At 71.3% G+C, this 24164-nt stretch carries 25 protein-coding genes and 1 pseudogene; 12 read left to right on the top strand and 14 right to left on the bottom strand.

All coding sequences use genetic code 11. The annotated features are described in order from the left end of the window. Positions 1 to 218 precede the first annotated feature (218 nt). The 3 genes from CLV63_RS19585 to rlmN form a co-directional block, all read right to left on the bottom strand. A complete protein-coding gene (locus tag CLV63_RS19585) occupies positions 219 to 1514 on the bottom strand; it encodes an aspartate aminotransferase family protein (RefSeq protein ID WP_106584605.1) in 1296 nt (431 codons plus the stop codon). A gap of 71 nt (positions 1515 to 1585) precedes the next feature. Beyond that, entirely contained in the window at positions 1586 to 2059 is a 474-nt protein-coding gene (locus tag CLV63_RS19580; protein ID WP_106584604.1) for a VTT domain-containing protein, read from the bottom strand. A gap of 7 nt (positions 2060 to 2066) precedes the next feature. Continuing rightward, on the bottom strand, positions 2067 to 3164 hold the full coding sequence (gene rlmN / locus CLV63_RS19575) for a 23S rRNA (adenine(2503)-C(2))-methyltransferase RlmN (RefSeq protein ID WP_106584603.1): 1098 nt from the start codon (positions 3162 to 3164) through the stop codon (positions 2067 to 2069). A 231-nt stretch (positions 3165 to 3395) separates the two neighbouring features. Here rlmN and CLV63_RS19570 point away from each other — a divergent pair, with 231 nt between their 5' ends. The 3 genes from CLV63_RS19570 to CLV63_RS19560 all read left to right on the top strand — a co-directional run bounded on the left by CLV63_RS19570 (position 3396) and on the right by CLV63_RS19560 (position 6268). Next, positions 3396 to 4475, top strand: a complete 1080-nt coding sequence (locus CLV63_RS19570; protein WP_106584602.1) for a suppressor of fused domain protein — start codon at positions 3396 to 3398, stop codon at positions 4473 to 4475. 176 nt (positions 4476 to 4651) lie between these two features. Next, entirely contained in the window at positions 4652 to 4915 is a 264-nt protein-coding gene (locus CLV63_RS19565) for a hypothetical protein (protein ID WP_106584601.1), read from the top strand. A 135-nt stretch (positions 4916 to 5050) separates the two neighbouring features. Then, entirely contained in the window at positions 5051 to 6268 is a 1218-nt protein-coding gene (locus CLV63_RS19560; RefSeq protein WP_106584600.1) for an MFS transporter, read from the top strand. A 25-nt stretch (positions 6269 to 6293) separates the two neighbouring features. Here CLV63_RS19560 and CLV63_RS19555 read toward each other — a convergent pair whose 3' ends face one another. From CLV63_RS19555 to rpsB, 5 genes are all read right to left on the bottom strand, one after another. Continuing rightward, positions 6294 to 7163, bottom strand: coding sequence for a phosphatidate cytidylyltransferase (locus CLV63_RS19555; RefSeq protein ID WP_245928931.1), 870 nt, complete (start codon positions 7161 to 7163; stop codon positions 6294 to 6296). Between the two features lie 103 nt (positions 7164 to 7266). Continuing rightward, entirely contained in the window at positions 7267 to 7824 is a 558-nt protein-coding gene (gene frr, locus CLV63_RS19550) for a ribosome recycling factor (RefSeq protein WP_106584598.1), read from the bottom strand. Positions 7825 to 7872: 48 nt separating this feature from the next. Further along, positions 7873 to 8598 carry a UMP kinase gene (pyrH, locus tag CLV63_RS19545; RefSeq protein ID WP_245928930.1) on the bottom strand — a complete coding sequence of 242 codons (726 nt, stop codon included), beginning with the start codon at positions 8596 to 8598 and terminating at the stop codon, positions 7873 to 7875. A 182-nt stretch (positions 8599 to 8780) separates the two neighbouring features. Beyond that, positions 8781 to 9617, bottom strand: a complete 837-nt coding sequence (gene tsf / locus CLV63_RS19540) for a translation elongation factor Ts (RefSeq protein ID WP_106584596.1) — start codon at positions 9615 to 9617, stop codon at positions 8781 to 8783. Positions 9618 to 9665: 48 nt separating this feature from the next. Then, a complete protein-coding gene (gene rpsB / locus CLV63_RS19535; protein ID WP_106584595.1) occupies positions 9666 to 10658 on the bottom strand; it encodes a 30S ribosomal protein S2 in 993 nt (330 codons plus the stop codon). A gap of 907 nt (positions 10659 to 11565) precedes the next feature. Between rpsB and CLV63_RS35270 the strand changes: the two genes are divergently transcribed. The 3 genes from CLV63_RS35270 to dprA are packed head-to-tail and all read left to right on the top strand — an operon-like array spanning position 11566 to position 15106. Next, positions 11566 to 12258, top strand: coding sequence for a YraN family protein (locus tag CLV63_RS35270; protein ID WP_106584680.1), 693 nt, complete (start codon positions 11566 to 11568; stop codon positions 12256 to 12258). Continuing rightward, on the top strand, positions 12258 to 13796 hold the full coding sequence (locus CLV63_RS19525) for a YifB family Mg chelatase-like AAA ATPase (protein WP_106584594.1): 1539 nt from the start codon (positions 12258 to 12260) through the stop codon (positions 13794 to 13796). The genes CLV63_RS35270 and CLV63_RS19525 overlap by 1 nt, the downstream gene beginning before the upstream one ends. After that, positions 13796 to 15106 carry a DNA-processing protein DprA gene (gene dprA / locus CLV63_RS19520; RefSeq protein ID WP_106584679.1) on the top strand — a complete coding sequence of 437 codons (1311 nt, stop codon included), beginning with the start codon at positions 13796 to 13798 and terminating at the stop codon, positions 15104 to 15106. Before CLV63_RS19525 ends, dprA begins: the two co-directional genes overlap by 1 nt. Before the next feature lie 117 nt (positions 15107 to 15223). On the opposite strand, the gene CLV63_RS19515 is transcribed toward dprA, so the two are convergent. Beyond that, positions 15224 to 15880, bottom strand: a complete 657-nt coding sequence (locus CLV63_RS19515) for a TetR family transcriptional regulator (protein ID WP_170134276.1) — start codon at positions 15878 to 15880, stop codon at positions 15224 to 15226. A 154-nt stretch (positions 15881 to 16034) separates the two neighbouring features. On the opposite strand from CLV63_RS19515, the gene CLV63_RS19510 reads away from it, so the two are divergent. From CLV63_RS19510 to CLV63_RS19500, 3 genes are all read left to right on the top strand, one after another. Continuing rightward, positions 16035 to 17240, top strand: coding sequence for an oxygenase MpaB family protein (locus CLV63_RS19510; RefSeq protein WP_106584592.1), 1206 nt, complete (start codon positions 16035 to 16037; stop codon positions 17238 to 17240). 507 nt (positions 17241 to 17747) lie between these two features. Continuing rightward, positions 17748 to 18122, top strand: a complete 375-nt coding sequence (locus CLV63_RS19505) for a RidA family protein (RefSeq protein ID WP_106584591.1) — start codon at positions 17748 to 17750, stop codon at positions 18120 to 18122. Continuing rightward, on the top strand, positions 18119 to 19096 hold the full coding sequence (locus CLV63_RS19500) for a tyrosine recombinase XerC (protein ID WP_106584590.1): 978 nt from the start codon (positions 18119 to 18121) through the stop codon (positions 19094 to 19096). Before CLV63_RS19505 ends, CLV63_RS19500 begins: the two co-directional genes overlap by 4 nt. A gap of 162 nt (positions 19097 to 19258) precedes the next feature. Here CLV63_RS19500 and CLV63_RS19495 read toward each other — a convergent pair. The 5 genes and pseudogenes from CLV63_RS19495 to CLV63_RS19475 all read right to left on the bottom strand — a co-directional run. Continuing rightward, positions 19259 to 19684, bottom strand: a pseudogene (locus CLV63_RS19495) (peptidoglycan DD-metalloendopeptidase family protein); the annotation flags it as partial. A 152-nt stretch (positions 19685 to 19836) separates the two neighbouring features. Further along, positions 19837 to 20022, bottom strand: coding sequence for a DUF397 domain-containing protein (locus tag CLV63_RS19490; protein WP_106584589.1), 186 nt, complete (start codon positions 20020 to 20022; stop codon positions 19837 to 19839). A gap of 81 nt (positions 20023 to 20103) precedes the next feature. Continuing rightward, positions 20104 to 20301, bottom strand: a complete 198-nt coding sequence (locus CLV63_RS19485) for a DUF397 domain-containing protein (protein ID WP_106584588.1) — start codon at positions 20299 to 20301, stop codon at positions 20104 to 20106. A gap of 39 nt (positions 20302 to 20340) precedes the next feature. Beyond that, the gene (locus CLV63_RS19480; RefSeq protein ID WP_106584587.1) at positions 20341 to 20520 is read right to left on the bottom strand and encodes a DUF397 domain-containing protein; all 180 of its coding nucleotides are present in this window, start codon (positions 20518 to 20520) and stop codon (positions 20341 to 20343) included. Continuing rightward, entirely contained in the window at positions 20517 to 21317 is an 801-nt protein-coding gene (locus CLV63_RS19475; protein ID WP_106584586.1) for a helix-turn-helix domain-containing protein, read from the bottom strand. Before CLV63_RS19475 ends, CLV63_RS19480 begins: the two co-directional genes overlap by 4 nt. Positions 21318 to 21627: 310 nt before the next feature. Between CLV63_RS19475 and CLV63_RS19470 the strand changes: the two genes are divergently transcribed. The 3 genes from CLV63_RS19470 to CLV63_RS19460 all read left to right on the top strand — a co-directional run bounded on the left by CLV63_RS19470 (position 21628) and on the right by CLV63_RS19460 (position 23542). Further along, positions 21628 to 22056: an ATP-binding protein gene (locus tag CLV63_RS19470; RefSeq protein WP_106584585.1), complete on the top strand. Its 429-nt coding sequence runs from the start codon at positions 21628 to 21630 to the stop codon at positions 22054 to 22056. Between the two features lie 2 nt (positions 22057 to 22058). Beyond that, positions 22059 to 22346, top strand: a complete 288-nt coding sequence (locus tag CLV63_RS19465; RefSeq protein WP_106584584.1) for a hypothetical protein — start codon at positions 22059 to 22061, stop codon at positions 22344 to 22346. Between the two features lie 176 nt (positions 22347 to 22522). Continuing rightward, entirely contained in the window at positions 22523 to 23542 is a 1020-nt protein-coding gene (locus CLV63_RS19460) for an RNA polymerase sigma factor (protein ID WP_106584583.1), read from the top strand. Positions 23543 to 24164: the final 622 nt, after the last annotated feature.

Here is a 24164-nt window from a genome sequence, read left to right as displayed (position 1 = left end):
GGGGAGAGCCGGGCCCGGAGCGCCCTTGTGCGACGCGCCCGCTTCCATGGGGGGAGAAGGGGAATGAGCGCGCCATCCTGAATGGTCTGTTCGGAGGCGGGCCCCGCTGCCGAACCGGCTGAGAGGGCCGCCTCCGACTCTACGATACTCCGTGTAGCAGTAGCAGGACTGAAAGTACGTCAATTCCCTCGAGGGGATCGGCCGGCACCGCCGCCCGGCTACCGCGCCGCTGCGTCGACCGCGCCGACGGCGTCCGCCAGGATCCGCATGCCCTCACGCAGCTCCTCGGCGTCGACCGTCAACGGCGGCGCCATGCGCAGCACGTTCCCGTGCAGCCCGCCCTTGCCGATGAGCAGGCCGCGTTCGCGCGCCGCCTCCAGCACGCGCGAGGCGAGAGCGGGACTGTCGGCGCCGGTGGCGGGGTCGACCATGTCGACGGCGAACATCAGGCCCTTGGCGCGCACGGCGCCCACCGACGCCGCCGAACCGGCGAGCGGGTCGAGGACCTCGCCGACCAGTGGCGCGAGCGCGGCGGCGTGCGACAGCAGGTCGTGGTCGAGGACGTAGTCGAGGGTCGCGTTCGCCGCGGCCGTGGCGATCGGGTTGCCGCCGAACGTCGAGACCCCGTTGGTCGTCAGCCCGTCCATCAGGTCTCCGCGCGCGATCACCCCGCCGATGGCGAAGCCGTTGCCGAGGCCCTTGGCGAAGGTGATGGCGTCGGGGGTGACACCGTGCTCGTCGATCCCCCAGAACCCCGTGCCCGTGCGCCCCCACCCGCTCTGCACCTCGTCGGAGACGAACAGGATGCCGTGCTCGTCGAGCACCTCCTTGTAGGCCGCGAACAGCCCGGGCGGCGGCATCGTGAATCCGCCGACACCCTGCACGGGCTCGGCGATCAGGCAGGACACATCGGGCGCAGTTGCGGTCGCGAGCACATCGCGCAGGTCGGCCGTACACGCCTCGATGTACGCGGCGTCGGACATCCCGCGGAACGCCGGCGCCGAGCGGTCGGTGCCGTGCAGGTAGTGCACGTTCAGCGGGGACAGCGCCGAGTTCTTCCACCCGCGGTTGCCGGTGACGGCCACCGTCCCGAAGGAGCGCCCGTGGTAGCTGTTGCGCATGGCCAGCACCTGGTCCGAGCCGCGCGCGCAGGTCGCGAGGAGCAGGGCGGTCTCGTTCGCCTCGGTCCCGGAGTTGGTGAAGAACACCTTGGCGTCGGGGATGCCCGAAAGCCGCGCCAGCTTCTCGGCCAGCTCCACCTGGCCCCGGAGCAGGTACAGGGTGGAGGTGTGCACGACACCGGTGGCGATCTGGCGTTCGACGGCCTCGCGCACTTCGGCGACGTCGTAGCCGAGCATGTTGGTCAGGATCCCGGCGAAGAAGTCCAGGTAGGTGCGCCCGTCAGCGTCGGTGACGCGGGCGCCCTTGCCTCCGGTGATCTCGATCGGCGAGTCGTAGTAGAGGGACAGCCACGAGGGCATCACGGCACGGTGGCGTTGGTGCAGTTCCGACATAGGGCAAGTGTCCCTGCCGGCCCGGCGGCGCGCCATGCCCGCCCCCGGTTTCCCCCGCGGCGCGCCGCCGGTCAGGCGAGGAACAGCGCCTCGGCGACGCCCGGCGCGTACACCAGGACCAGGAACCGGGCCGCCCGGGTGACGAAGGTGATCAGCACGAACGACCACAGCGGCATCCGGACGGTCCCCGCCAGCACGGAGATCACGGCGAACGGCGGGATGCTCGCGAAGGAGCTGAGGGCGACCAGCCCCGCCGTCCACCACGGGCGGTGCTCGGCCTCCTCGCGCCAGCGGACCACGCGCCCGCTCCAGCGCCCCTTGGCCTCGGCCCGGCGCTGGAACCAGGAGATGCGCAGCGCGCCGCGCCCGACGTAGTACCAGACGATCTTGCCGAGGGCCTGCCCCGCCGCCGCGCCGACCGCCATGCCGATGAGCTGGGCGTCGTCGACCAGGGCCGCCGCACCGAGCAGGTAGACCTCGATGGCGATGAACGGGAGCACCGCCGACGCCAGGCCGACCCCCAGTGCCAGCAGCGCCTCGGTCAACGGGGGCTTATCTCTCGGCGGCGGCGAGCTGCCCGCACGCGCCGTCGATCTCCTGGCCCCGGGTGTCCCTGATGGTCACCGAGACGCCGTGGGACTCCAGGCGGCGGACGAACTCCCGCTCGTCCTCGGGCCGCGACGCGGTCCACTTCGACCCGGGGGTGGGGTTCAGCGGGATGAGGTTGACGTGCACCAGGTTGCCCGCGAGGAGCTCGCCCAGCAGGTCGGCCCGCCACGCCTGGTCGTTGATGTCGCGGATCAGCGCGTACTCGATGGACACCCGACGGCCGGTGACGTCGGCGTAGCGCCACGCGGCGTCGAGGACCTCGGCGACGTTCCAGCGGTTGTTCACCGGGACGAGTTCGTCGCGCAGCTCGTCGTCCGGTGCGTGCAGCGACACCGCGAGGCGGACCCGGAGCCGCTCGGCGATGAGCTTCTCGATGGCGGGGACGAGGCCGACGGTGGAGACCGTGACCCCCCGCTGCGAGATGCCCAGGCCGCCGGGCACGGGGTCGGTCATGCGGCGCACAGAGTCGAGCACCCGCCGGTAGTTGGCGAGCGGCTCGCCCATGCCCATGAACACGACGTTGCTGATGCGGCCCGGCCCGCCGACGACCTCGCCGCGCGCGAGGTCGCGCGACACGGACACGATCTGGTCGACGATCTCGCCGGTCGACAGGTTACGGGTGAGCCCGTTCTGCCCCGTGGCGCAGAAGGGGCAGTTCATGCCGCAGCCGGCCTGTGAGGAGACGCACAGGGTGATGCGGTCGGGGTAGCGCATGAGCACCGACTCGAACAGCACCCCGTCGAACGCCTTCCACAGGGTCTTGCGGGTCATGCCGTTGTCGCAGGTGATGTGCTTCAACGGGGTCAGCAGCCGCGGCAGCAGGGCGGCGCCCAGCTTCTCGCGCGACGCCTCGGGGAGGTCGGTCATCGCCGCGGTGTCGGATTCGAGGTGGCCGAAGTAGTGCTTGGCGATCTGCTTCGCCCGGAAGGGCTTCTCGCCGAGCTCGGTGACCACGGTGTCGCGCTCCTCGGGAGTGAGGTCGGCGAGGTGCCGCGGCGGCTTGGCGCGACGCGGGGCGGCGAATGTGAGCTCGGCAGGCATGAAAGTCCAGATGACGGGAGAAAGGTTCAAGTACGGCGGAAACCAGGGCCAGGCGGGCGATGCCGGGCGGCCGGGCCGGCCGCGGAGGACCGGTGGCACCACTGCCACGGCGGGTCTCCGCTGTCCTAGTCTACGCAGGGGCACCGACCACCGTGCGAAGCGCCGACGGGCGGTGGCCGCCCCCGGTACCCGCCCCCGCCGGGCGGTCGAGTCGACGGAGAGTGAGGCGCGGTGGCGGCAACAGAGGTTCTGCTGGACGAGTCGAGCCCCTATCGCAGCCGACGCCTCGTTGTCGAGTACGACGGCCGCACCACCGCCGGGTACCTTCTCGACCCCCGCGGCAAGGTCCGCGTCCCCGTGTGGCTCGCCAACCACGAGGTGGCGCCCGAGAGCAGCGACCCCGCGGGGCTGTACGCCGGACGCGCCCCCCTGATGCCCGAGGCGTTCACCAAGCACCCGCACGGCCGCTCGCGGCTCGGCACCGCGGGGCTGCGCGCCGTGTGGTTCGAGGAGGGCGACGGGGTCGCGCTCCTCGACGGCGACGGCCTCCTCGCCATCGTGCCCGGGTGGGCCGAGGCGGACCGCGGCCTGCCCGGGTACGCGCGCGACGCCATCGGCCGCAGCCCCTACGCGTGGGCGCTCGACGACGTCGCCGCGAAACTGTGGCCGCGCGTCGTGCACGCCGAGGCGTACTGGGACTGGCGGGGCGCGTCGGGCGCGTGGCGCAGCGTGCAGCGCAGCGTCTTCGGCCACCTGTCGAGGACCGTCGGGCCGCCCGGCCACTACTGGGACGTGTCGGACGGCCACCAGCCCCTGATCCGGGTGTCCGAGCGCCCGCCGACCGCCGAGCGCCCGTACACGGTGCTGAGCACCGTCGGGATGTCGGGGCAGCGGATGCCCACGCTCGACCGCTACATGGCCGACACCTCCCGGTACGCCCGGATCGAACTGGCGCTCGCCACCACCATGCCCGCGCACCGGGCGGCCCGCATCTTCCGCTGGCTCAGCGCGTTCCCGTGGCGGGCCGTCACCTGGTTCGGCGCGGGGCACAGCGTGAAATGGCTCGACAACGACGAGGACCGCGCCATGCGCGGGTCCAGCGCGGCCGTCCTGCTGCTCGACGACCCCGCCCCGCTGGCGGTCGGCGCCGCCCCGCCGCCCACCGCAGGGCTCACCTTCCACGGCGACCCGGTCACCTGGCTGTGGGTGGTGCCCATCACCCGGCCCGAGCACCTGTTCGCCAAGGAGCACGACTCGGCGACCCTCCTTGGCAAGCTCGCAGCGGAGGGTCGGAGCTGGGTCCTCGGCTGAGCTCCCCCGCCCATCCGGTGCCGCGGCACCCGCCGGTGCCGGATCCGGTCGGCCGCACCAGGTGCCCAGGGACGCCGATCCGTGCTATTGAAGTGCTACTGCCCTGAACCCCCGGCAGTGCCAAGGAAGAGAAGCCCGACACCCCCTCTCCGCTCCCCCCAGGAGGTAACGCCGCCGTGTCGTCGTTCTGGCTGCTGTTCTTCGCCGCGTCAGTGGTCGTGCTGATGGCGGTGTTCCTCTTCACCCAGATGCTGTTCCCCCGGTTCATCTGGCGGCTGGGCCGGTGGCGCTTCCGCGACCCCGACGCCGTCGAACCGAGCCGCACCATGTTCTGGCTGCGCCGCGTCAAGGCCGGCACCCTGCTCGCGGTGCTGGTCGTCGGCTGCGTCGTCATCTACAGCGCGTGGGCCGAACTCTCGACGCTCGCCGACGCGTTCTGACCCGCCCGGCGCACCTCCGGGGCGGCGAGAAATCCCGTTGCCCCGCCGTTGCGCGTGCGCCACACTCCCCTCTGTGAACGACCACGCGGACCCCCGCGCCCTGCCGCGCGGCCACCCGGTACCCCGCCCGCGCCCATGACCGCGCGGCGGCCCGCGATCGCCGCCCCGCTGCGGCACGGATCCTTCCGCGCCCTGCTCGCCGGGCAGCTCCTCGTCCGCGCCGGGAACGGACTCGCCTCCGTCGCCCTCGCCTTCGCGGTGCTCGACCTCTCCGGCTCCGTGGCCTCCGTCGGGCTCGTGGTCGGCGCCCGGTCGCTCGCCAACGTCCTGCTGCTGCTCATCGGCGGGGTCCTCGCCGACCGGCTCCCCCGCCCGCTGCTGCTGCAAGGCGCCTGCCTGCTCGCGGCGCTCACCCAGGCGCTGATCGCGGCGGCGATCCTGACCGGCACGGCGTCCCTCCCCCTGCTGTGCGCGCTGAGCCTGCTCAACGGCGCCTCTGCGGCGGCGGGGATGCCGGCCATGGCGTCGCTCACCCCGCAGACCGTGCCCGCGGAAGTGCTCCGCCCCGCCAACGCCCTCGTCCGGGTCGGCAGCCAGCTCGGGATGACGACCGGGTTCTCGCTCGGCGGGGCGCTCTCCGGGCTGCTGGGATCGGGGTGGGCGCTGGCGCTGAACGCCGCGATGTTCGCGCTCGCGGCGCTGTGCTGCCTCTTCGTCCGCGTCGCGGCGCTGCCGCCGCCGGCCGCGCGGATCCGGGTCCTGGGCGAGCTCAAGGAGGGCTGGAGCGAGTTCACGGCCCGCTCGTGGGTGTGGATCGTGGTCGTCCAGTTCATGGTGGTCAACGTGACCATCTCCGGCGGCATCGTGATCCTCGGGGCGGCGATCGCCGACGACACCTTCGGCCGCGAGGCGTGGGGCGTGATCCTCGGCGTGCAGACCGTCGGCGCGCTGGTCGGCGGGCTCGTCGCCGCGACATGGCAGCCGCGCCGCGCCCTGTTCTTCGGGGTCGCGCTCATGCTGCTGGAGGCGGTCCCCATGATCGTCCTCGCCCAGTCGCCGACGGTGTGGCTGCTCATGGGCGTCATGTTCGCCGTGGGCGCCTGCACGGAGCAGTTCAACGTCGCCTGGGAGGTGTCGCTCCAGCAGAACATCCCCGCGAACCGGCTGGCGCGGGTCTACTCCTACGACATGCTCGGCTCGTTCATCGCGCTGCCCGTCGGCGAGATCGCGGTCGGCCCGATCGCGGAGTCGTTCGGCTTCGCCGCCACCCTCTACGGGGCCGCGGCGCTCCTGGTCGCGGCCACCCTCGCCGCCATGGCGAACCGCGGCGTCCGGACCCTCGTCCGCCACTGAACCCCGCGCCGGGACCGGCAGCGGGTCAGAGCGCGGGCGGGACCAGGAGGGTGAGGACCATCCACGACACGGGGCCGCCGATGAGCAGCGAGTCGACCCGGTCGAGGAGGCCGCCGTGCCCCGGCATGAACCGGCCCATGTCCTTGAGCCCGAGATCGCGCTTCACCAGCGACTCGATGAGGTCGCCGACCGTTGCGGCCGCGACGACGGCGAGGCCCAGCACCACACCGGCCCACACGGGTCCGTCGAGCATCAGCGACACGGTGAGGCCGCCGGCGATCATGCAGCCCAGAACCGAGCCGCCGAACCCCTCCCAGGTCTTGTTCGGGCTGATGACCGGCGCCATCTTGTGCCGCCCGAGCAGGATCCCGGCGAAGTAGCCCCCGATGTCGCTACTGATGGTGACGACGATGAACGCGATGAGCCGCCGCTGCCCGTCGTCCTCCGCCAGCAGCAGCAGCCACGTGGACAGCAGCAGCGGCACGTAGGACGCGGCGAACAGCGACGCCGACGCATCGCGGACGTAGCCGGCCGCGCCGCCGCGCAGCCGCCACGACAGGGCCACGATCACGGTCAGCGCGAACGCCCCGACGACCCACTCGGGCCCGCCAAAGTAGGCGCACACCTGCATGGCGACGCCGCCCACCGCCACCGGGACGGCGGCGATCGCCGTGCCGCGCCCGGCGAGCGCCCGCCGCAGCTCGCGCAGTCCCACCAGGGTGGCGATGGACGTGATGGCGATGAACGCCGCCGGCCACGGGTAGATGGCGGCCAGCACGAGCGCGCCGAGCAGCACACCGCTGGTGATGGCCAGCGGCAGGTTGCGGCCGGTGCGCACCGGCTGGCCGTCGGGCTTGTGCAGGGCGAAGCGGCCGCTCCGCCCGCCCTCGTTCAGCGAGGCGCCGGACCGGGGGGCCGCCGCGGGCTCGTCGGATTCGGGACCCTGACCCGCTGGCCGGTCGTCGTGGCCGGAGGCCGGCTCGGGCTGGGACAAGGATTCAGACCTCAAGCAGCTCGGATTCCTTGTGCCGGAGCAGCTCGTCGATCTCGCCGGTGTACTTGTGGGTGAGCTCGTCGAGCTCGTCCTGCGCCCGGCGGCCTTCGTCCTCGCCGATGTCGCCGGCCTTGACGGCCTTGTCGATGGCGTCCTTGGCGTGGCGGCGGACGTTGCGGATGGAGATCTTGCCGTCCTCGGCCTTGGTGCGGACGACCTTCACGTACTCCTTGCGGCGCTCCTCGGAGAGGTCGGGGAACACCACGCGGATGATGGTGCCGTCGTTGGCGGGGTTGACGCCGAGGTCGCTCTCGCGGATGGCCTTCTCGATGGCCTGCATCGACCCCTTGTCGAACGGGGAGACGACCACCATGCGCGGCTCGGGAACCTGGAACGACGCGAGCTGGTTGATGGGGGTCAGCGTGCCGTAGTACTCGGCGACGATCTTGTTGAAGGTCGCCGGCGAGGGGCGCCCGGTGCGGATCGAGGCGAAGTCCTCCTTGGCGACCGTGACGGCCTTCTCCATCTTCTCCTCGGCTTCGAGGAGGGTCTCTTCGATCATTTCGGCTCCCGTGAGTCGCTGCTTGTGGAGGTTCGCGCCGGCGCGCGATCAGCTATCGGCCGGGCAGACGATCGTGCCGATCTTCTCACCGCGCACAGCACGGACGATGTTGCCCTGCCCCATCAGGTCGAACACGACGATCGGCAGGCCGTTGTCCATGCACAGGCTCACAGCGGTGGCGTCCATGACCTTCAGGCCGCGTGTGAGCACCTCGTTGTAGTTGAGCCGGTCGAACCGGACGGCTCCGGCGTTGCGGTGGGGGTCGGAGTCGTACACACCGTCGACCTGGGTGCCCTTCAGTACGGCCTGGGCGCCGATCTCCAGCGCGCGCTGCGCCGCGGCGGTGTCGGTGGAGAAGAACGGAGCGCCGAGCCCGGCGCCGAAGATCACGACGCGGCCCTTCTCCAGATGGCGCACCGCACGGCGCGGGATGTAGGCCTCGGCGACCTGGCTCATGTGGATGGAGGTCTGCACTCGGGTGTCGACACCGAGGCGCTCCAGGAAGTCTTGCAGGGCGAGGCAGTTGATGACGGTGCCGAGCATGCCCATGTAGTCGGCGCGGCCCCGCTCCATGCCGCCTTGGGACAGCTCCACGCCGCGGAACATGTTGCCGCCGCCGATGACAACGGCGACCTCGATGCCCTGGCCGACGGCCTCGGCGATCGCGTCGGCGACGTAGGAGACGACCTTGGGGTCGATCCCCAGTTCGTCGCCGCCGGCGAACGCCTCGCCGGAGAGTTTCAGAACGACGCGGTGCCAACCGTCGTCATGCATTGCGGGCGCGCTGTTCTCGGCTTGCCCTTCGAGCTCCGGCACGGCAGTCGGCCTCCTTCTGGGATCCCCCGAATGGTGCACGTGCGCGGAACCGGTCCGGGGCGCGGGCCGGCTCCGCCTGATCCGACGGAGGTGCCGGGGGGCGAACTCCCCGGCACCTCCATCATGTCAAACTCCGGCTGCTATGCCTGGCCGACCTTGAAGCGGACGAACCGGCGAACGGTCACACCGGCTTCGTCGACCACCTTCTGGACGGACTTCTTGTTCTCCTTCACGAACGGCTGCCCCAGCAGGGTGACGTCCTTGAAGAAACCGTTGACCCGGCCTTCGATGATCTTGGGCAGGGCCTGCTCGGGCTTGCCCTCCTCGCGCGCCGTCGCCTCGGCGACGCGGCGCTCGTTCTCGACGACGTCGGCGGGCACCTCGTCCTTGCCGACGTACTTCGGGGCGAGCGCGGCGATCTGCTGCGCGAGGTCCTTGCCGACCTCGGCGTCGGCCTTGTCCAGCTCGACCAGCACACCCATGGTCGGGGGCAGGTCGGGGTCGGACTTGTGCATGTAGCTGGCCACGAACGCGCCGTCGAACTTGGCGTAGCGGCGCAGCTCCACCTTCTCCCCGATGACGGCGCTGTTCTCCTCGATGACCTGCTGCACCGACTTGCCGTCGGAGTACTCGCTGGTCAGGAGGGAGGCGACGTCGTCGGGCGCGGTGCGCGCCGCGAACGCGGCGAGCTCCTGCGCGAGCTCCTGGAACTTGTCGTTCTTCGCGACGAAGTCGGTCTCGCAGTTCAGCTCGATCAGAACGGCGGAGGTGTCGCCGTCCTGCTGGAGGGCCACCAGGCCGTTGGCAGCGGTGCGCTCGGCGCGCTTGCCGACGTCCTTGGCGCCCTTGATGCGCAGCGCCTCGACGGCCTGGTCGAAGTCGCCGTCGGACTCCTCAAGCGCCTTCTTGCAGGCCATCATGCCCGCGCCGGTGAGGTCGCGGAGCTTCTTGACGTCGGCGGCGGTGAAGTTCGCCATAGTTGTTTCTCTAGTTCCCTTGACGTGGATCGACGGTTGCGGAAAGCCTCAGGCTTCCTGCGCCTCGGCGGTCGGGGCCTCGCCGTCGGCGGGGGCCTCCTCGGCCTTGGCCTCTTCGGCGGGGGCCGCGGGAGCGGCCTCTGCCTCGGGGGCCTCCGGTGCCGCCTCGGCCTCGGGAGCCTCCGGTGCCGCCTCGGCCGCAGGCGCCGCAGCGGCTTCGGGAGCCTCGGCGGCGGCCTCAGGTGCGGCCGCGGTCGTCTCCGCCTTGTCGTCCGCGCCGGTCAGCAGCTCGCGCTCCCACTCGGGCAGCGGCTCCTCCGCCGTCTTCTCCTGCCCGCCGGACGCGCCGGAGCGGGCCATGAGGCCGTCGGCCACCGCGTCGGCGACCACACGGGTGAGGAGGCTGACGCTGCGGATGGCGTCGTCGTTGCCCGGGATCGGGTAGTCGACCTCGTCGGGGTCGCAGTTGGTGTCGAGGATCGCCACGACAGGGATGTTCAGCTTGCGGGCCTCGCTGATCGCGATGTGCTCCTTCTTGGTGTCCACGATCCAGACCGCGCTGGGAACGCGGGCCATGTCGCGGATACCGCCGAGGGTCCGCTCCAGCTTGTCCTTCTCACGGCGCAGGCCGAGCAGCTCCTTCTTGGTGAGCCCCGAGGCGGCGACGTCGTCGAAGTCGATCTCCTCGAGCTCCTTCAGGCGCTGGAGGCGCTTGTGGACCGTGGAGAAGTTGGTCAGCATGCCGCCCAGCCACCGCTGGTTGACGAACGGCATGCCGACACGGCGGGCCTGCTCGTCAATGGCTTCCTGCGCCTGCTTCTTGGTACCGACGAAAAGGATGGTGCCGCCGTGGGCGACGGTCTCCTTGACGAACTCGAAGGCGCGGTCGATGTAGGCCAGCGACTTCTGAAGGTCGATGATGTAGATGCCGTTGCGCTCGGTGAAGATGAAGCGCTTCATCTTCGGATTCCAGCGCCGGGTCTGGTGCCCGAAGTGGACGCCGCTCTCGAGGAGCTGGCGAATAGTCACGACTGCGGCCATGACGGTCCTCCTTGTACGGCGGGCTCGCGCCCGCCACGGTTTGGTTCCTGACGCTCCTGCCTGGGCTCTGCCGCACCGCGAGTGGGGACGCGTGGTGCGGACCGTGAGAGCCGGCCCCTCCCTGAGGAGGCACGGGGGCGTGCGTAATTGGCGGTCCGGTTATGGACCACAGACGATTGTAACCGGTGCGCCGTCATCGATCCGCCCATAGCGCCAAGGGCAGCCCCACGCAAGCACCCCACCCACCCGAAACCACCGGGCACCCGCCGTTTCCCGCCGATGAGCCGAGCATCGGGAGGCCGCCGCCGCGGATGCTCAGCACTACGCTGGAGTATCCCCGCCAGTCGTGCATCCCCGAGGACGGCGGCCCGACTCTTAGGGGCAAGGGCGTGGGCGTCCGGAGGCAAGGGCATCGGCGTCCAGGGGCAAGGGCGTCCTTGACCCCAGGGGACGGTGCCCAGGCTTTCCGGCAGCCTTGCCCTGGTCCGCTGTGGGGAAGGGCGCTCTCGGCCCCCACCCCCGGCACGGTGCCGAGGCCACACCCCCTCCACCGGGCCAAGACCTGCCCCGAACTCAACGGCATTGAAGAGACGCGAAGCACTGCTGCCCGCCTCGACCTCCAGACCCCGGGCACAGCACCACCGGTCGCGGCGGACAGGACCGGCGGGACAATTCCAGCGTGGTGCTTCGCGCCGCCGGGTGCTTCGCAGCCGCGGCGGCAGCCCACCCCCTTCGGCCAAGTCCACCAGGACCGTGTCCGCACACGGTGGCCTCGCGTCCGCGGGTGTGAGGCGCGGGCCTCGCGTCCGCGGGTGTGAGGCGCGCGCACGCCTTGTCCACAGGCCGCTGGATTCGGTTGGCGGCCGACCGGCTCCGCCGCGCAGCCTTGATGGTGGAGGTGGTCATCATGACCGCACGGCTACTGCGCCGCACCGAGGCGCTGGGGCAATGGGGTGAGGACGCCGCGGCGGCGTACCTGAAGCGCGAGGGCATGCGCATCCTGGCCCGCAACTGGCGGTGCCGCCACGGCGAGCTCGACATCGTCGCGAGCCACGGTGGCGTCCTCGTCGCCGTCGAGGTCAAGACCCGATCCAGCGGCCGGTTCGGGTCCCCGTTGGAGGCGGTCGGCCCGGAGAAACGCGCGCGGCTGCGGCGCCTCGCGCTGGCGTGGACGGACGCCCGCGCACCCGGCGGCCCGCCCCGCACGGGTGCGCGGCGGCGCGCCAATCCAAGGTGGGCGTCCTCCGGACGCGGGAGCCCCCCGGGCGACCGCCGCGGACCCGGAACCCCACCGGGTGCCCACCACCGGCTCGGGGATCCACCTGGAAACCATCAGCAGCGCCCAGGGCAAGGAGAGCACGCAGGGCGCATCGGCTACCTCAGGCCCTTCGGGCATCTGGAACGCCTCGGGATCCGCAGGCGCTTCGCCCGCCTTCGGCGCATCGCGCGCGGCGTCGCCTCCCTGTTCTCCCCGGTTGCACGCCCACCGCGCCCATCGCGCCGCAGCACCCCCGCGCCCAGGATCCGGGTCGACGTGGTGTCCGTCCTCGCCGGGGCCGATGGCCGCTGCTACATCCAGCACCACCGCGGGGTCGGGTGATGGGACTCGCCCGCACCAACTCGGCGGCGCTGCTCGGGGTCGAGGGTCACGGGGTCGCGGTCGAGGCCCATCTCGGCGGCGGCAAGCCCGCCCTGACCATCGTCGGCCTGCCCGATACCGCCCTGCGCGAGGCCCGCGATCGCATCCGGGCTGCGATCTTGAACTCGGGAGAGTACTGGCCTGAGGAGCACATCACCGTCAGCCTCTCCCCCGCCAGCCTGCCCAAGCGCGGCAGCGGGTTCGACCTCCCGATCGCCGCCGCGGTCCTGGCGGCCAGCGGCACCATTCCGTCCGAGGGCATCCACGATTCCCTGCTCTTCGCCGAACTGGGCCTCGACGGCCGCACCCGTGCCGTCCGCGGGGTGCTGCCCGCGGTCCTGGCCGCCGTCCGCGCCGGGCACCCGTGCGTCGTCGTGGCCCGCGGCAACGCCGCCGAAGCGCGTCTCGTGCCCGACATCGAGGTCGTCGCGGTCGATTCCCTCGCCGAACTCCTGGCCCGGCTCCGCGGCGAACCCTACGACGACCCCGATCCCGCTTCCGACGATCCCGACCCCGACGCCCCCGCACCGCCCGCGTCCGACCACCCGGCCCGCCCCGACCTCGCCGACGTCCACGGCCAAGCGGTCGCCCGGCGCGCCGTGGAGATCTCCGCCGCGGGCGGGCACAACCTCTTCCTCGTCGGCCCGCCAGGCACGGGCAAGAGCCTGCTCGCCGAACGCCTGCCCAGCGTCCTGCCTCCGCTCACCCAGTCCGAGTCCATCGAGGTCACCACGATCCACTCGGTGGCGGGCACGCTGCCCCGCGGTACACCGCTCATCACCGAGCCGCCGTTCTGCGACCCCCACCACACGGCCACCCGCGCCGCCATCATCGGCGGCGGCACCATGCACCTGAGGCCGGGGTCAGTCAGCCTGGCGCATCGCGGCGTCCTCTTCGTCGATGAGGCCCCCGAGTTCAGCCGGGGCGTACTCGATTCGCTGCGGCAACCACTGGAAAGCGGCGAAGTCGTCGTCGCCCGCTCGGCCGCCACCGCGCGCTTCCCCGCCCGGTTCCTCTTCGTGATGGCCGCGAACCCCTGTCCGTGCGGCAAGCCCGGCACCTCCTGCGTCTGCCCATCCCCTGTCCGGCGGCGCTATCTGGCCCGGCTGTCCGGGCCGCTGCTCGACCGTGTCGACCTCAAGGTCGAGCTGCATCCGGTCACCCGTGCCGAACTCCTGGCCGACCGCGCCTACGCCGAGTCGTCGCCGACCGTGGCCGCACGGGTCGCCGAGGCGCGCGCCCGTGCGGCGCACCGGCTCGCCGACACCCCGTGGGCCACCAACGCCGCCGTCCCCGGGGGCGAGCTACGCCGCCGGTTCCCCGTCGGCGCCGAGGCGCTCCGTGTCCTTGCCGCGGCACTCGACCGCGGCGAGATCAGCGCCCGCGGCGTCGACCGCGTCCTTCGGGTGGCGTGGACCCTCGCCGACCTCGCCGGACGCCGCACCCCCGAACCCGAGGACACCGGCTACGCCTTCGCACTGTGGTCCGGGAGCGCCTGATGGACGACATCTCCGCGGCCGGATGCGGCCCCAAGTCCGCGGAACCTGGCGACACCGACCCCGGCCCTGCCGAAACCGGCGGCTCTGACCCCGGCCCTGGCCCTGTCGCGACCGGCGGCGCCGACGCCGCAGACACCAGCCAGACCACCCCACCGCCCGGCACGGCACTCGACCGACTCGGCGACGACGCCGCGGCGCGCGCCTGCCTCAGTGCGGCCGTCGAACCCGGCGACCCCGTCCTCGGTGCGCTCCTCGCCGAGCACGACGCCACGGTCGTGTGGGATTCCCTGCGCACCGGCCGACCGCTGCGCCGCCCCGCCGATGCCGCACCGGGCCCCTTCGCCACCCGGGTCCGCCGCTGGAGCGCCCGCGCCGCCGCGACCGTTGCCGAGTCCCTGCTCGCGAGCGCTGACGACCTCGGGCTCCGGCTGATCCCGCCCGGCGGCCCCGAGTGGCCGGGGCAGCTCGACGACCTCGCCGACCGCCGCCCCGTGTGCCTGTGGGTCCGCGGGTCGCACGACCTCCGCTTCGCCTGCCTGCGGTCGGTCGCCATGGTCGGTTCCCGTGCCGCCACCGGCTACGGTCTGCACGTCGCGGCCGACCTCGGTTGCGCGCTCGCCGAGCACACGTGGACGCTGGTATCCGGGGGCGCCTACGGAATCGACGCGGCCGCGCACCGCGGCGCCCTCGCCGGGGGCGCGCCGACCGTCGCGGCCCTCGCCTGCGGGCTCGACATCGCCTACCCGCGCGGCCACGAGAACCTGTTCGCCGACATCGCCGCCCGCGGGGTCCTCGTGAGCGAGCACCCGCCCGGCACGGCTCCCACCCGCCGGGGCTTCCTGGTCCGCAACCGGCTGATCGCCGCCCTCTCCGCGGGCACCGTCGTCGTAGAGGCGGGGCTCCGCAGCGGGGCGATGAGCACCGCGGCGCACACCCGCGACCTCTGCCGTGCCCTCATGGCGGTGCCGGGCCCGGTGACCTCCGCGCTCTCGGCGGGCTGCCACCGGCTGCTCCGCGACTACCAGGCCGTGTGCGTCACCTGCGCGGCCGACATCATCGAACAGGTCGGCCACGTCGGGAGTGATCTCCGCGCGGGTGGCGGCAGCGGGCTGTCGCGCGACCTGCTCGACCCCGACTCCCGCGCCGTCCTCGACTCCGTGCCGCGCCGCGGCGGGGCCGGCGCGGCGTCCATCGCCGCGGCCAACGACCTCCCGCTCGACACCGCCCTGCGCCGCCTGGGGCTGCTCGCCGCGGGCGGTTTCATCGAACGCGGCCCCACCGGCTGGCGGGTGCGGCCCGACACCGCATGACCACGACAGGCACGGCAGGCACGACAGGACTGCGAAACACCTCTGCGGCACGAACCCCTCGTCCCGTCGCACCACCCCCTGCACCCCGGCGACGGCGGAGGCTGCCGCTGCGGGCGGTCAGGTGCGCTCGGGCGGGATGGCCTCGTGCGCCTGCTGTGCGGCAGTGGTGGCCAATCCGAGGCTCTTCCTCAGGATCGGGGCCAGGGGCTGATCGAGGCCGAGGGCCCCCCACTGCTCGATGGCGACCCATGTCGTGTACAGCCAGGTGGACGCCATGGCCCGAGCACGGAGGTCCCGGTCCTCGCTCGCGGGCAGGTGGTCGCGCAGGAGCGCGGTGAGGCGATCGTGCCATCGCCTCGTCCACATGGCCCACGGGGCGACGAAGTGCGGCGAGCTGAGCGCACGCTGCAAGCGGCCCTTGTTGTCCTCGTCGGCCGCGAACTGACTGACGGCCTCGATCGTGCACTCGACCCAGGCTTCGGTCACGCCCTGTCCTTCGGACAACCGTCTGTCGAGTGCGGCCATATGGCTCTCGATGGCGCTTTCGAGATCAAGGTAGATGACGTCGGCCTTGGTCTTGAAGTACCGGAAGAAGGTGCTGACCGAGATATCGGAGCGCTCGGCGATCGCCTCGGCGGTGGTCTTCTCGAAGCCGCCGCCCTCCTCGCCGCCGTTCTCCTCGAACAGCCGCGCCGCCTCGCGGATGATCAGCTGGCGCTGGCGCTCCCGGCGCCGCTGCGCCGGCGTCAGGGCCCTCATGCCTTCCGACGTCATGCAGCTCCTTCCCTGCGTCGGCCGGGTGGACGTGGGCATCGTAACGCCAAGTCTCAACTTGGGATGAATCCCTACTTGACATTACTCTCATTTTAATAGGAAAGTCATCGATGATGGATCCCAGACCGAGGACAGTCGAACGCGGAGGCAACTCATGACGCATGCCCACCAGGGTTTGGAAGCTCCTGGACGCGTGGTCAACCTGGACAAGGCACGCGACAGACACGGCGAGAGGGCCGACCGAATGGTGGCGCTCCTGTCCGTAGGAGATCCCCTGGCGGACGCCGTCATCGCCGAAATGGACACACTCGGCAAGGAGGGACGGCGCATCCTGAATGCCGGACTCGCCGACGGCCTGGCCAGCCTGACCGAGCGCCCGCCTGCCATCACCGCGCTGCTCCGGCAGCTCGAGACCGTGCCCGAGTGGGTGAACCCCGACATGCTCCGGCAGGGGGAGGTCTCGCTGCTGTCGATTCCGATGATGTGGTTCGAGCTCTCGGCCATCACCTCGGCCCTGGTGCACACCTATTCGTCGCCCGCCATCGCAAGGCTGCTGGTCCAGACCGGCCGACTGACCTCCATGGCTCCTCGCCGCCTGATGGAGACCACCATGTGGGCCGGACAAACCACCATGCCCGGGGGACTCCTGCGCGGCGCACCCGGTTACCAATCCACCGCCCAGGTCCGGCTGCTGCACGCGCGGATGCGAACCGGTGCCAACAAGCGCGGCTGGGACACCGCCGAGTGGGGCGTTCCGATCAACCAGGTGGACCTGGCCCGCACCTGGCTGGACTTCACCCTGAGCAGCTTCGGGGCGATCGCCGCACTCGGCATCGAGCTGACGAAAGCCGAGCAGCAGGACCTGTACCGGTACTGGCAGTACGTCGCCCACCTGCTGGGGCTGGAGAACGACAACCTCCACAAGGAGGTCACCGACCACGACAGCGCGAGGGAACTGGGACACCTGCTCGACATGACCATCGGCGCACCGGACGAGAACTCGCGCGCCCTCACCGCCGCCATGATCCAGGCGCAGGTGGAGGTGTTGTCCTCAGGCCCGCAGCCGCTCATGCAGCGCACCGAATTCACCGAGCTCATCCACGGCATCCTCCGCAACACCCTAGGTGACGATCGCGCCGACGAACTCGGCATCCCCCACTCCGCGGCCTCCCCGTTCCTCGCATTGACTGTGCAAGCGAACAAGGCAGCGCGGCACTGGCAGACCCTCAGCCCCGAGTCCGCGGAGCAGGCACTCAAGTCGAGCACCGCCACCTGGCAGGGAGCAGTCGAAGGCGCCGCCGGCGTGGCGGGCTCGCCCACCTACCGGCAGCACGCGCAGACCGGCCTCACCGAGAGCTGACCGGAACCGCCTGATGACCTCCTGCAATCGGGGGACGCCACACCACGCGCGCGTCGCGTGGCAGACCGGCCACCGGTTCCTGATCCGAACCTGGCAGGCTCGCCGTGGTGTGGGACCAGGCCGCCTACCGGATCGGCTTCAGGCGCCGCCGGCAGCTGGGTGCGCAGCCCCGGGCACGGAAGGCTTCGTGGATGTCGGCGCGCATCTCCCCACGGCTCCGCTGGCGGCGGAAGCAGTGCAGTGGGGGATGCGCGCTCCACGACCCAGCGCCGGGGGCCGGAGCCGCGAGAACACCCTCGCCCCCTCGGCTCAACAGCATTGCGGCGCGCTGATCCCGCACCACGGCAGGGGTCCGGCGGGGTGCCCCCGGTAGGGTCTGGGCGTGGAGCCGACACCGGCTTTGGAGATTCGCTGCGCGAGCGATGCGGCGCGGTCGGAGAGGCGGGACCGGCGCGGGCCCGCCCACGACGCCGGGGCCGCACGCCGCAGCCCGAGCAGAGGTGGACCATGAGCCGGATCTACAGCCCAAGCTTCATCGCCGACGGGCCGCTGGTGTTCGTCTCCGGTCAGGTGCCCGCGGCCCCGGACGGCAGTGTCGCCGAGGGCGACGCGGTCGAACAGGCCCGGCAGGTGTTCCGCAACATCGGGGCGGTCCTCGACTCCCACGGCGCCGACTTCTCCCACGTCGTCAAGGTCAACTACTACATTCGGCGCCTCTCCGACCTGGCGGACCTGCGCAATGTGATGGGCGAGTTCCTGCGCGAGCCGCGCCCCGCGAGCACCCTGGTCGAGGTGTCGGGGCTGATCGACCCCCGCTTCCTCATGGAGATCGACGCGATCGCCACCCTGCCGCGCGGCGCGGCGGACGGCCCGGACGCATGACCCGCTCCCCGGGATCCGGCCACGACGAGATCCTCGACGACTTCGCCCGGCACCTCGGCACCGAATTGGACCGCTCGCCGCACACCGTGCGGGCCTACCTCGGCGACCTCCGCTCGCTGCTCGGCCACCTCGCCGACACCGACACCCCGCTCGCGCAGCTCGACATCGGGGCGCTGCGCGCCTGGCTGGCGGGGCTGCACGACGCCGGGGTGAGCCGCGCGACGCTGGCGCGAAGGGTCGCGGCGACCCGGGTGTTCACCGCATACCTGCACCGCACGGGGCTGCTGGCGCACGACCCCGGCCCGCTGCTCGCCACTCCGAAGGCGCACCGCGGACTGCCCACCGTGCTGGACGAGCGGCAGACCGCGCAGGCGCTCGACCGGCCCGACTCCGCGGTGGCCGGTGGTGGTGGCGCGTCGGACGACGGCACGGCCGAGGGCGACGCCCCGGCCGACGATGGCACCGATCCACTCGCGCTGCGGGGTCGCGCCGTGACCGAACTGCTCTACAGCACGGGGATCCGGGTGGCGGAACTGTGCGGACTCGACACCGGCGACCTCGACCGCGAGCGGCGGACCGTCAGGGTCGACGGCAAGGGCGGCAAGCAGCGGGTGGTGCCCGTGGGGGTACCCGCGCTCGCGGTGGTCGACCGGTGGTTGGACGAGGGGCGGCCCGCGCTGGCGACCGACGCGAGCGGGACCGCGCTGTTCGTCGGCGCGCGCGGCGGACGGCTGGGTGTGCGCACCGCCCGGCGCGACGTCCACCTTCGGATGCGTGCCGGATCGGCCGACCACGACGTCTCGCCGCACGGGCTGCGGCACAGCGCCGCCACCCACATGCTCAACGGGGGCGCCGACCTGCGCAGCGTCCAGGAGTTCCTCGGGCACAGCTCGCTTTCGAGCACCCAGATCTACACACATGTCTCGATCGAACGCCTGACCAGCATCTACAACCAGGCGCACCCCAGGGCGTGAGGGCGCGGGCCGGGTGACGGTGTCCACCCGCGCCGCCGGGATGCGGGCGCGGGCGCACCGCAATGCCGCGTGGACGCCGCCCGCACCGGGCACCGGAAGCAGGCGAACTTCGCCGAGGCCCAGCAGCGACAGGGGATCGCGGTACTCGACACCGTCGAGCAGACCCCAGTGCAGGCAGCCGCGCCCGCCGCAGTGCCGGGGCCGGCGCGCCAAGGTGCCGAGTGATTCGCCCACGCCGACCGCCGCTCCCCGCTTCACCTCGGGGTCGACCGGCAGGTAGGTGGTGCGCAGCTTGCCGTGGACGACGCTGACCACCCCGATCCCCGCGACCTTCCCGGCAAAGCCGACCCGGCCGCCGCCTGCCGCGCGGACGCGCTGGCCGGGAGCCGCCGCGAGATCGACCCCCCGGTGCCCGGGCGACCATCGTTCCGGCGGCGGCTCGAACCGCCGCAGGACCTCGGGCGTGCCGTCAAGCGGCCATCGCCACGGCCCGGTATCGGCCACGGCGGGGACCGGAACGCCGCACGAGGCTGCGATCAGCGCTGCGGTCGGGAGGATGGCGGCGACGGACCGCCGGAACCGGTTCATACCTACGACCCTGCGTACCCGACCACCACCCGCGCCAGCCGACTTTCCCCACCTGTGGACAACCCCGAATCCCGCTCACACCGCACGACCCAAGACAGCAAGAATCCCCGGACGAATGAACGTCTGAGGATTCAGGGGACGGGGATACGGGGTTACAGCGCTCCAGCTTTTGCCTCACACAGCAGAGCCGCCCATTCCACAGAGGGGAAGGACAAGTGGCCCATGCTCCGATTCTGCGTGTCACGCACATGAATTCGGTCCTCAGGAGACCGTGCTTCTACGCAGTTCGTGTTTCCACCCGATGAATAGCTGGACTTATTCCAATCACGTGCAATCATCGTGCCGCTCCTATGCCGGGGACGACTCAACGCCTCGTCATTGAGAAGGAATACGAGCTTCGGAGACCAGCAGGTTCTCTCTTACATGTCACCCGACCGAATGTCGTGCAGCAATGCCGCCCATTCCGCCGAGGGGAACGCCAGGCATCCGGCCTTCCTGTTCTGCGTGTCGCACACCAGGGCACCGGCAGTGGTCTCGGCGACCTCTACGCACTGGCCACCCGTGTCCGAGTAGCGCGACTTGTGCCAACCGCCCCGGACGAAGACGCTTTCATTCACAACAATTCCTCCAAGACTGCCTGCGACTGTTTCGGGGGACTACAGCGCCCCGCGCTTGATCTCCCGGAGGAGCGCCGCCCACTGATCGGCGGGGAACGCCAAAGATCCAAGCTCCCGATGCTGCGTGTCACGGATCAGGGCCTGCTGACCTTCGGCGACTTCCACGCAGTTCCCGCCCGAAGTCGAGTAGCTGGACTTGTGAAAGTCTCGGTTGCTCACTGTAGTTCCTCCAAGACCTTCTGAGACTGGATGGGAGGGAGTGCGTATCCCAGAGCGTTCTTGACCAGGTTTTCCAGCCTGTCATAACTCCGGCGATCTTCGTACAGCGTAGCTCCGTCGACATGGTCGGACATAGCTGCTCTGCCCCCGTCCCGAAGGTGGAACAGCAAGAGCATGGAGGTCACCCCCACCAGCAAGGAACCTTCGGGAACCAGGTGGGTACGAACACGTCCGGTCTCGATCAAACCGAGAAGGTGTGCCACCTGCTCGGAACGGATCTCGCGCGGAACACACGTCAATGCGGTCAGCGGGATCACGGCGACAACCCGGACTTCAGTCGACTTCCGGAGCTGGGTATAGCGCCCGCACCTCAGCGCGACCCGACGGTCGAGGTCGGTGGAGGTGCCCCCCATCAGTGATTCCTCGAATACATGCCGGGCGTACATCGGTGATTGCAACAATCCAGGAACCAATAGCGGAGAGATCAACTCGATTAATTCTGCCGCTTCTTCGAGACGGGCCACGTCGCGCATCCAATGAGGAAATCCGACGGACTTCGACAGTTCCCACGCGGCAAGTATCCGCCCTCCGGCCTGCAAACCACGATCGAGCTTGACCACGTCCGCACGCTGAGGTGTGACCCTGTCGTTCTCCCAACGGGACAGTGTCGACTGAGCGAGCCCGGAGATCTGCGCAAGATCCCGCAACGTCTGACCTGCATTATCGCGTTCTTCGCGCAGGTACGACCCAAATGTCTGGATCGTTTGTTCCTCAGATTGCCGTATGCGTTCCTCCATGAGCCGGAACCTACAAGCACTCTTCCACAGAGATCTATCTCTGTAGGGATACTTCCCACTCACTAGGGATCACAGGGCGCACCCCTGAAGGTTGTGACACGGCGCAAAGGAAACGGCGCCGCACATAAGTGCGGCCCTGCCCGGTGTGTGACCACCGGGCAGGGCCTTGCTCCCCACCCTGAAACCCCAGGAGAGGAACCATGCCGAACACTACCGATCAGCCCTGGACCCACCGCGTCCGGGATTCCCGGCGCCGTAGGCGCTCCCGGATCCGCCCCTACCTGCCCCGCCGGGCCGGGGCGGTGCAGCCGTGAGCGCCGCTGCCTCCGTCCTCGCCGTGGTCCACACCGCGGTCTTTGCCGCCGTACCCGCCCGGGTGGCAGCCGCCCGCTCCTGGGCCGTCACCGCCTCGCACCTGCACGGCGAGGCCGCGGCCGACCTCGCCCTCATCGTGTCCGAACTCGCCACCAATGTCTGCCGGCATTCGTGCTCGGCGCGGCCGGGCGGCGCCTACACCCTCACCCTGACGCGGTATGAGGACCGGGTGCGCATCACCGTCACCGACGCCGGCCCCCGCCCCGTCCCCGCCCCCCGCCCGCGTCCCGCATCCGAGGCGGAGGAGTCCGGGCGGGGCCTGGCCCTGGTCGCCGCCGTCGCCCACGCCTGGGGCGTGGACAACGCCACCGGGGGCACCCGGGTCTGGGCCGAGGTCCGCACCGCCCCGGACGCCGGGGTCTAGCGGTGGGCGCGCTGACCCGGGCCCGGCTGTCGCGGGAGTGGGGCCACGCCTGGCTGATCACCGGCCCCCACCCGGGGCGGACCTACACCGCCACCCGCCTGCGCCCCCGCACCGGCGGCCCCAACACCGTCACCGTGCACACCCTGCGCGGGCTGCGCACGCGCCTGGAGCAGATCGACACCGACGAGCGTGATGCCGTCCTGCCCCGCCTGCGTCCCGCACTGCCCCGGCGCGACCGCACCCAGCGCTACTTCCACGTGCCGCCGGGCACCGCGCGCCACCCGCGCTGACCCCTCAGCAGGCGTCCGGCCCTGCCACCGGCGGACCCCGGCCGGACACCCCGGCTGACCGCAGACCGCGCCCGGCCCCGCCTCCACCCCTCCCACGCGGGGCCGGGCGCCCACCCCGACCCGACCACGCCCGCCTCCACCGGGAGCCGGGCGTCCGTACTCCCTGGGAGACCGGCATGCCCCCGCCCACCGGCACCCCGCACACAGCCCTTGCGGACCCGGCCGAACCCACCGACGCCGCCGACGCCGCCGATGCCGCCGACCCGGGCGAGACCGCCGATCCTAGAGACCTCGCCGAGCCCAGGGACACCACTCCCGCCGACTCCGATGGCCCCACGGAATCCACCGGCCCGGAGGACCAGCCCTTGCGCCACGGCTACACCGCCCGCGCCCTCGCCCGCCTCGCCAACTACGCCGCCACCCAGTACCGCTACCCGACTCCGGTTCCGTGGGAAGAGCGCCGCGACGCCGCCTGGTCGGCCATCGCCGAACACCTCTACACCGCCACCGAACCCCCCGCCTACTGGGATCTGATCCGCGCCGGGTGGAACACCATCACCACCCACACCCGCAAGCACCGCTCCACCCACGGCCAGACCCCCCACGGGTCCGCACCCCAGTTCCACCGCTACTGGATGCTCGCCGCCACCCCCACCGGAAGCCCCGAAGAACGCGTCGTGGAACGCCTGGCCCTGGACCAGATCTGGGCCGCCCTGACCCCCCGCAACCAACAACTCATCCGCGCCCTCTACGACCACGGCGACTACACCGCGGCGGCCGAATCCCTCGGCCTGCCGGTGTCCAGCTTCTACTCGCTGATCTCCCGCGCCCGGCGCGCCTTCACCGCCCTGTGGCTGGAAGGCGAAACCCCCACCCGCGCCTGGGGCAACGACGTCCGCACCGGACGCGACCGCCCCAAGCACGTCACCACCACCGCCCGCCAACGCACCCGCAAACGCACCCACCGCGACCAGGGATCCGACAGCGGGACCCCCGCCACCCCGGCCCCCGCACGGGCGCCCCGCAACCGCCGCGACATCGGCACCACCGACACCGAACTCCTCACCCGCCACACCAACGGCGAGAGCTACCGCGAAATCGCCGCCACCCTGCCCATCGGCCCCACCGCCGTGCGCACCCGCATCCTCAACGCCTTCAAGGCCACCGCCGACCCACGCCACCCCCCACCCCACTGATCAGACCACCCACCCCCGCGTGCGCGGGGCTTGGCAGCTCCTCGCCGTCGAACAGGGCGGTCGCGTCGGTTCACCCCCGCATGCGCGGGGCTTGGCTGCTGATGACGATCATCCAGGCCCTCCTCCTGGGTTCACCCCCGCATGCGCGGGGCTTGGAGTTAATGACCTGGCACTTTGTGGCGCGTTATTGAAATGTGATGAATGTCCATGGTCATCTATCGCACTCCGCCACCTCAACCGCGCCGCAGTGCTCCATCCTGGCCCAACCACGATTGAGCACTGCGAGAAGAACAGACCTTTCCGTATTCACGGGAACGACTTTCCGAGTGAACCACGAGCACGCTCACCACAGGAAGGCGACTCCGGCGCCGTGCGGCCTTCTCCGCTCTCACCTCCCGGGCCCCAGTGGGAAGAAACAGCACTAAAAGCGGGCGGGGGCCAGGGCTCGGCGGTCTCAGGTGGGGTGCGCAGGGGCCGAGCAGGCGACAGGGCAGCGAAGGCCGGTGGTGGGCCGGAGTGGGCGGTCGAGTGCGAATTCCCGGAGGACACCCCGCGCCCACCCGCACCCCCGCAAAGCGGAAACGACGGCTACCTGCGCAGAGCGCTACTCACGAAGGACAAA

Source organism: Murinocardiopsis flavida (assembly GCF_003014485.1).
GTDB lineage: Bacteria > Actinomycetota > Actinomycetes > Streptosporangiales > Streptosporangiaceae > Murinocardiopsis > Murinocardiopsis flavida.
Note: the sequence above shows the minus strand (reverse complement) of the source record. Positions and strands in the feature narration are given on the sequence as shown.

What these genes read in the sequence shown, in the direction of transcription:
- CLV63_RS19585 (WP_106584605.1), bottom strand. Translation starts at nt 1,514, where the DNA reads ATGTCGGAACTGCACCAACGCCACCGTGCCGTGATGCCCTCGTGGCTG.
- rlmN (WP_106584603.1), bottom strand. Translation starts at nt 3,164, where the DNA reads ATGCCTGCCGAGCTCACATTCGCCGCCCCGCGTCGCGCCAAGCCGCCG.
- CLV63_RS19560 (WP_106584600.1), top strand. Translation starts at nt 5,051, where the DNA reads ATGACCGCGCGGCGGCCCGCGATCGCCGCCCCGCTGCGGCACGGATCC.
- frr (WP_106584598.1), bottom strand. Translation starts at nt 7,824, where the DNA reads ATGATCGAAGAGACCCTCCTCGAAGCCGAGGAGAAGATGGAGAAGGCC.
- pyrH (WP_245928930.1), bottom strand. Translation starts at nt 8,598, where the DNA reads ATGCATGACGACGGTTGGCACCGCGTCGTTCTGAAACTCTCCGGCGAG.
- tsf (WP_106584596.1), bottom strand. Translation starts at nt 9,617, where the DNA reads ATGGCGAACTTCACCGCCGCCGACGTCAAGAAGCTCCGCGACCTCACC.
- rpsB (WP_106584595.1), bottom strand. Translation starts at nt 10,658, where the DNA reads ATGGCCGCAGTCGTGACTATTCGCCAGCTCCTCGAGAGCGGCGTCCAC.
- CLV63_RS35270 (WP_106584680.1), top strand. Translation starts at nt 11,566, where the DNA reads ATGACCGCACGGCTACTGCGCCGCACCGAGGCGCTGGGGCAATGGGGT.
- CLV63_RS19525 (WP_106584594.1), top strand. Translation starts at nt 12,258, where the DNA reads ATGGGACTCGCCCGCACCAACTCGGCGGCGCTGCTCGGGGTCGAGGGT.
- dprA (WP_106584679.1), top strand. Translation starts at nt 13,796, where the DNA reads ATGGACGACATCTCCGCGGCCGGATGCGGCCCCAAGTCCGCGGAACCT.
- CLV63_RS19515 (WP_170134276.1), bottom strand. Translation starts at nt 15,880, where the DNA reads ATGACGTCGGAAGGCATGAGGGCCCTGACGCCGGCGCAGCGGCGCCGG.
- CLV63_RS19510 (WP_106584592.1), top strand. Translation starts at nt 16,035, where the DNA reads ATGACGCATGCCCACCAGGGTTTGGAAGCTCCTGGACGCGTGGTCAAC.
- CLV63_RS19505 (WP_106584591.1), top strand. Translation starts at nt 17,748, where the DNA reads ATGAGCCGGATCTACAGCCCAAGCTTCATCGCCGACGGGCCGCTGGTG.
- CLV63_RS19500 (WP_106584590.1), top strand. Translation starts at nt 18,119, where the DNA reads ATGACCCGCTCCCCGGGATCCGGCCACGACGAGATCCTCGACGACTTC.
- CLV63_RS19490 (WP_106584589.1), bottom strand. Translation starts at nt 20,022, where the DNA reads ATGATTGCACGTGATTGGAATAAGTCCAGCTATTCATCGGGTGGAAAC.
- CLV63_RS19475 (WP_106584586.1), bottom strand. Translation starts at nt 21,317, where the DNA reads ATGGAGGAACGCATACGGCAATCTGAGGAACAAACGATCCAGACATTT.
- CLV63_RS19460 (WP_106584583.1), top strand. Translation starts at nt 22,523, where the DNA reads ATGCCCCCGCCCACCGGCACCCCGCACACAGCCCTTGCGGACCCGGCC.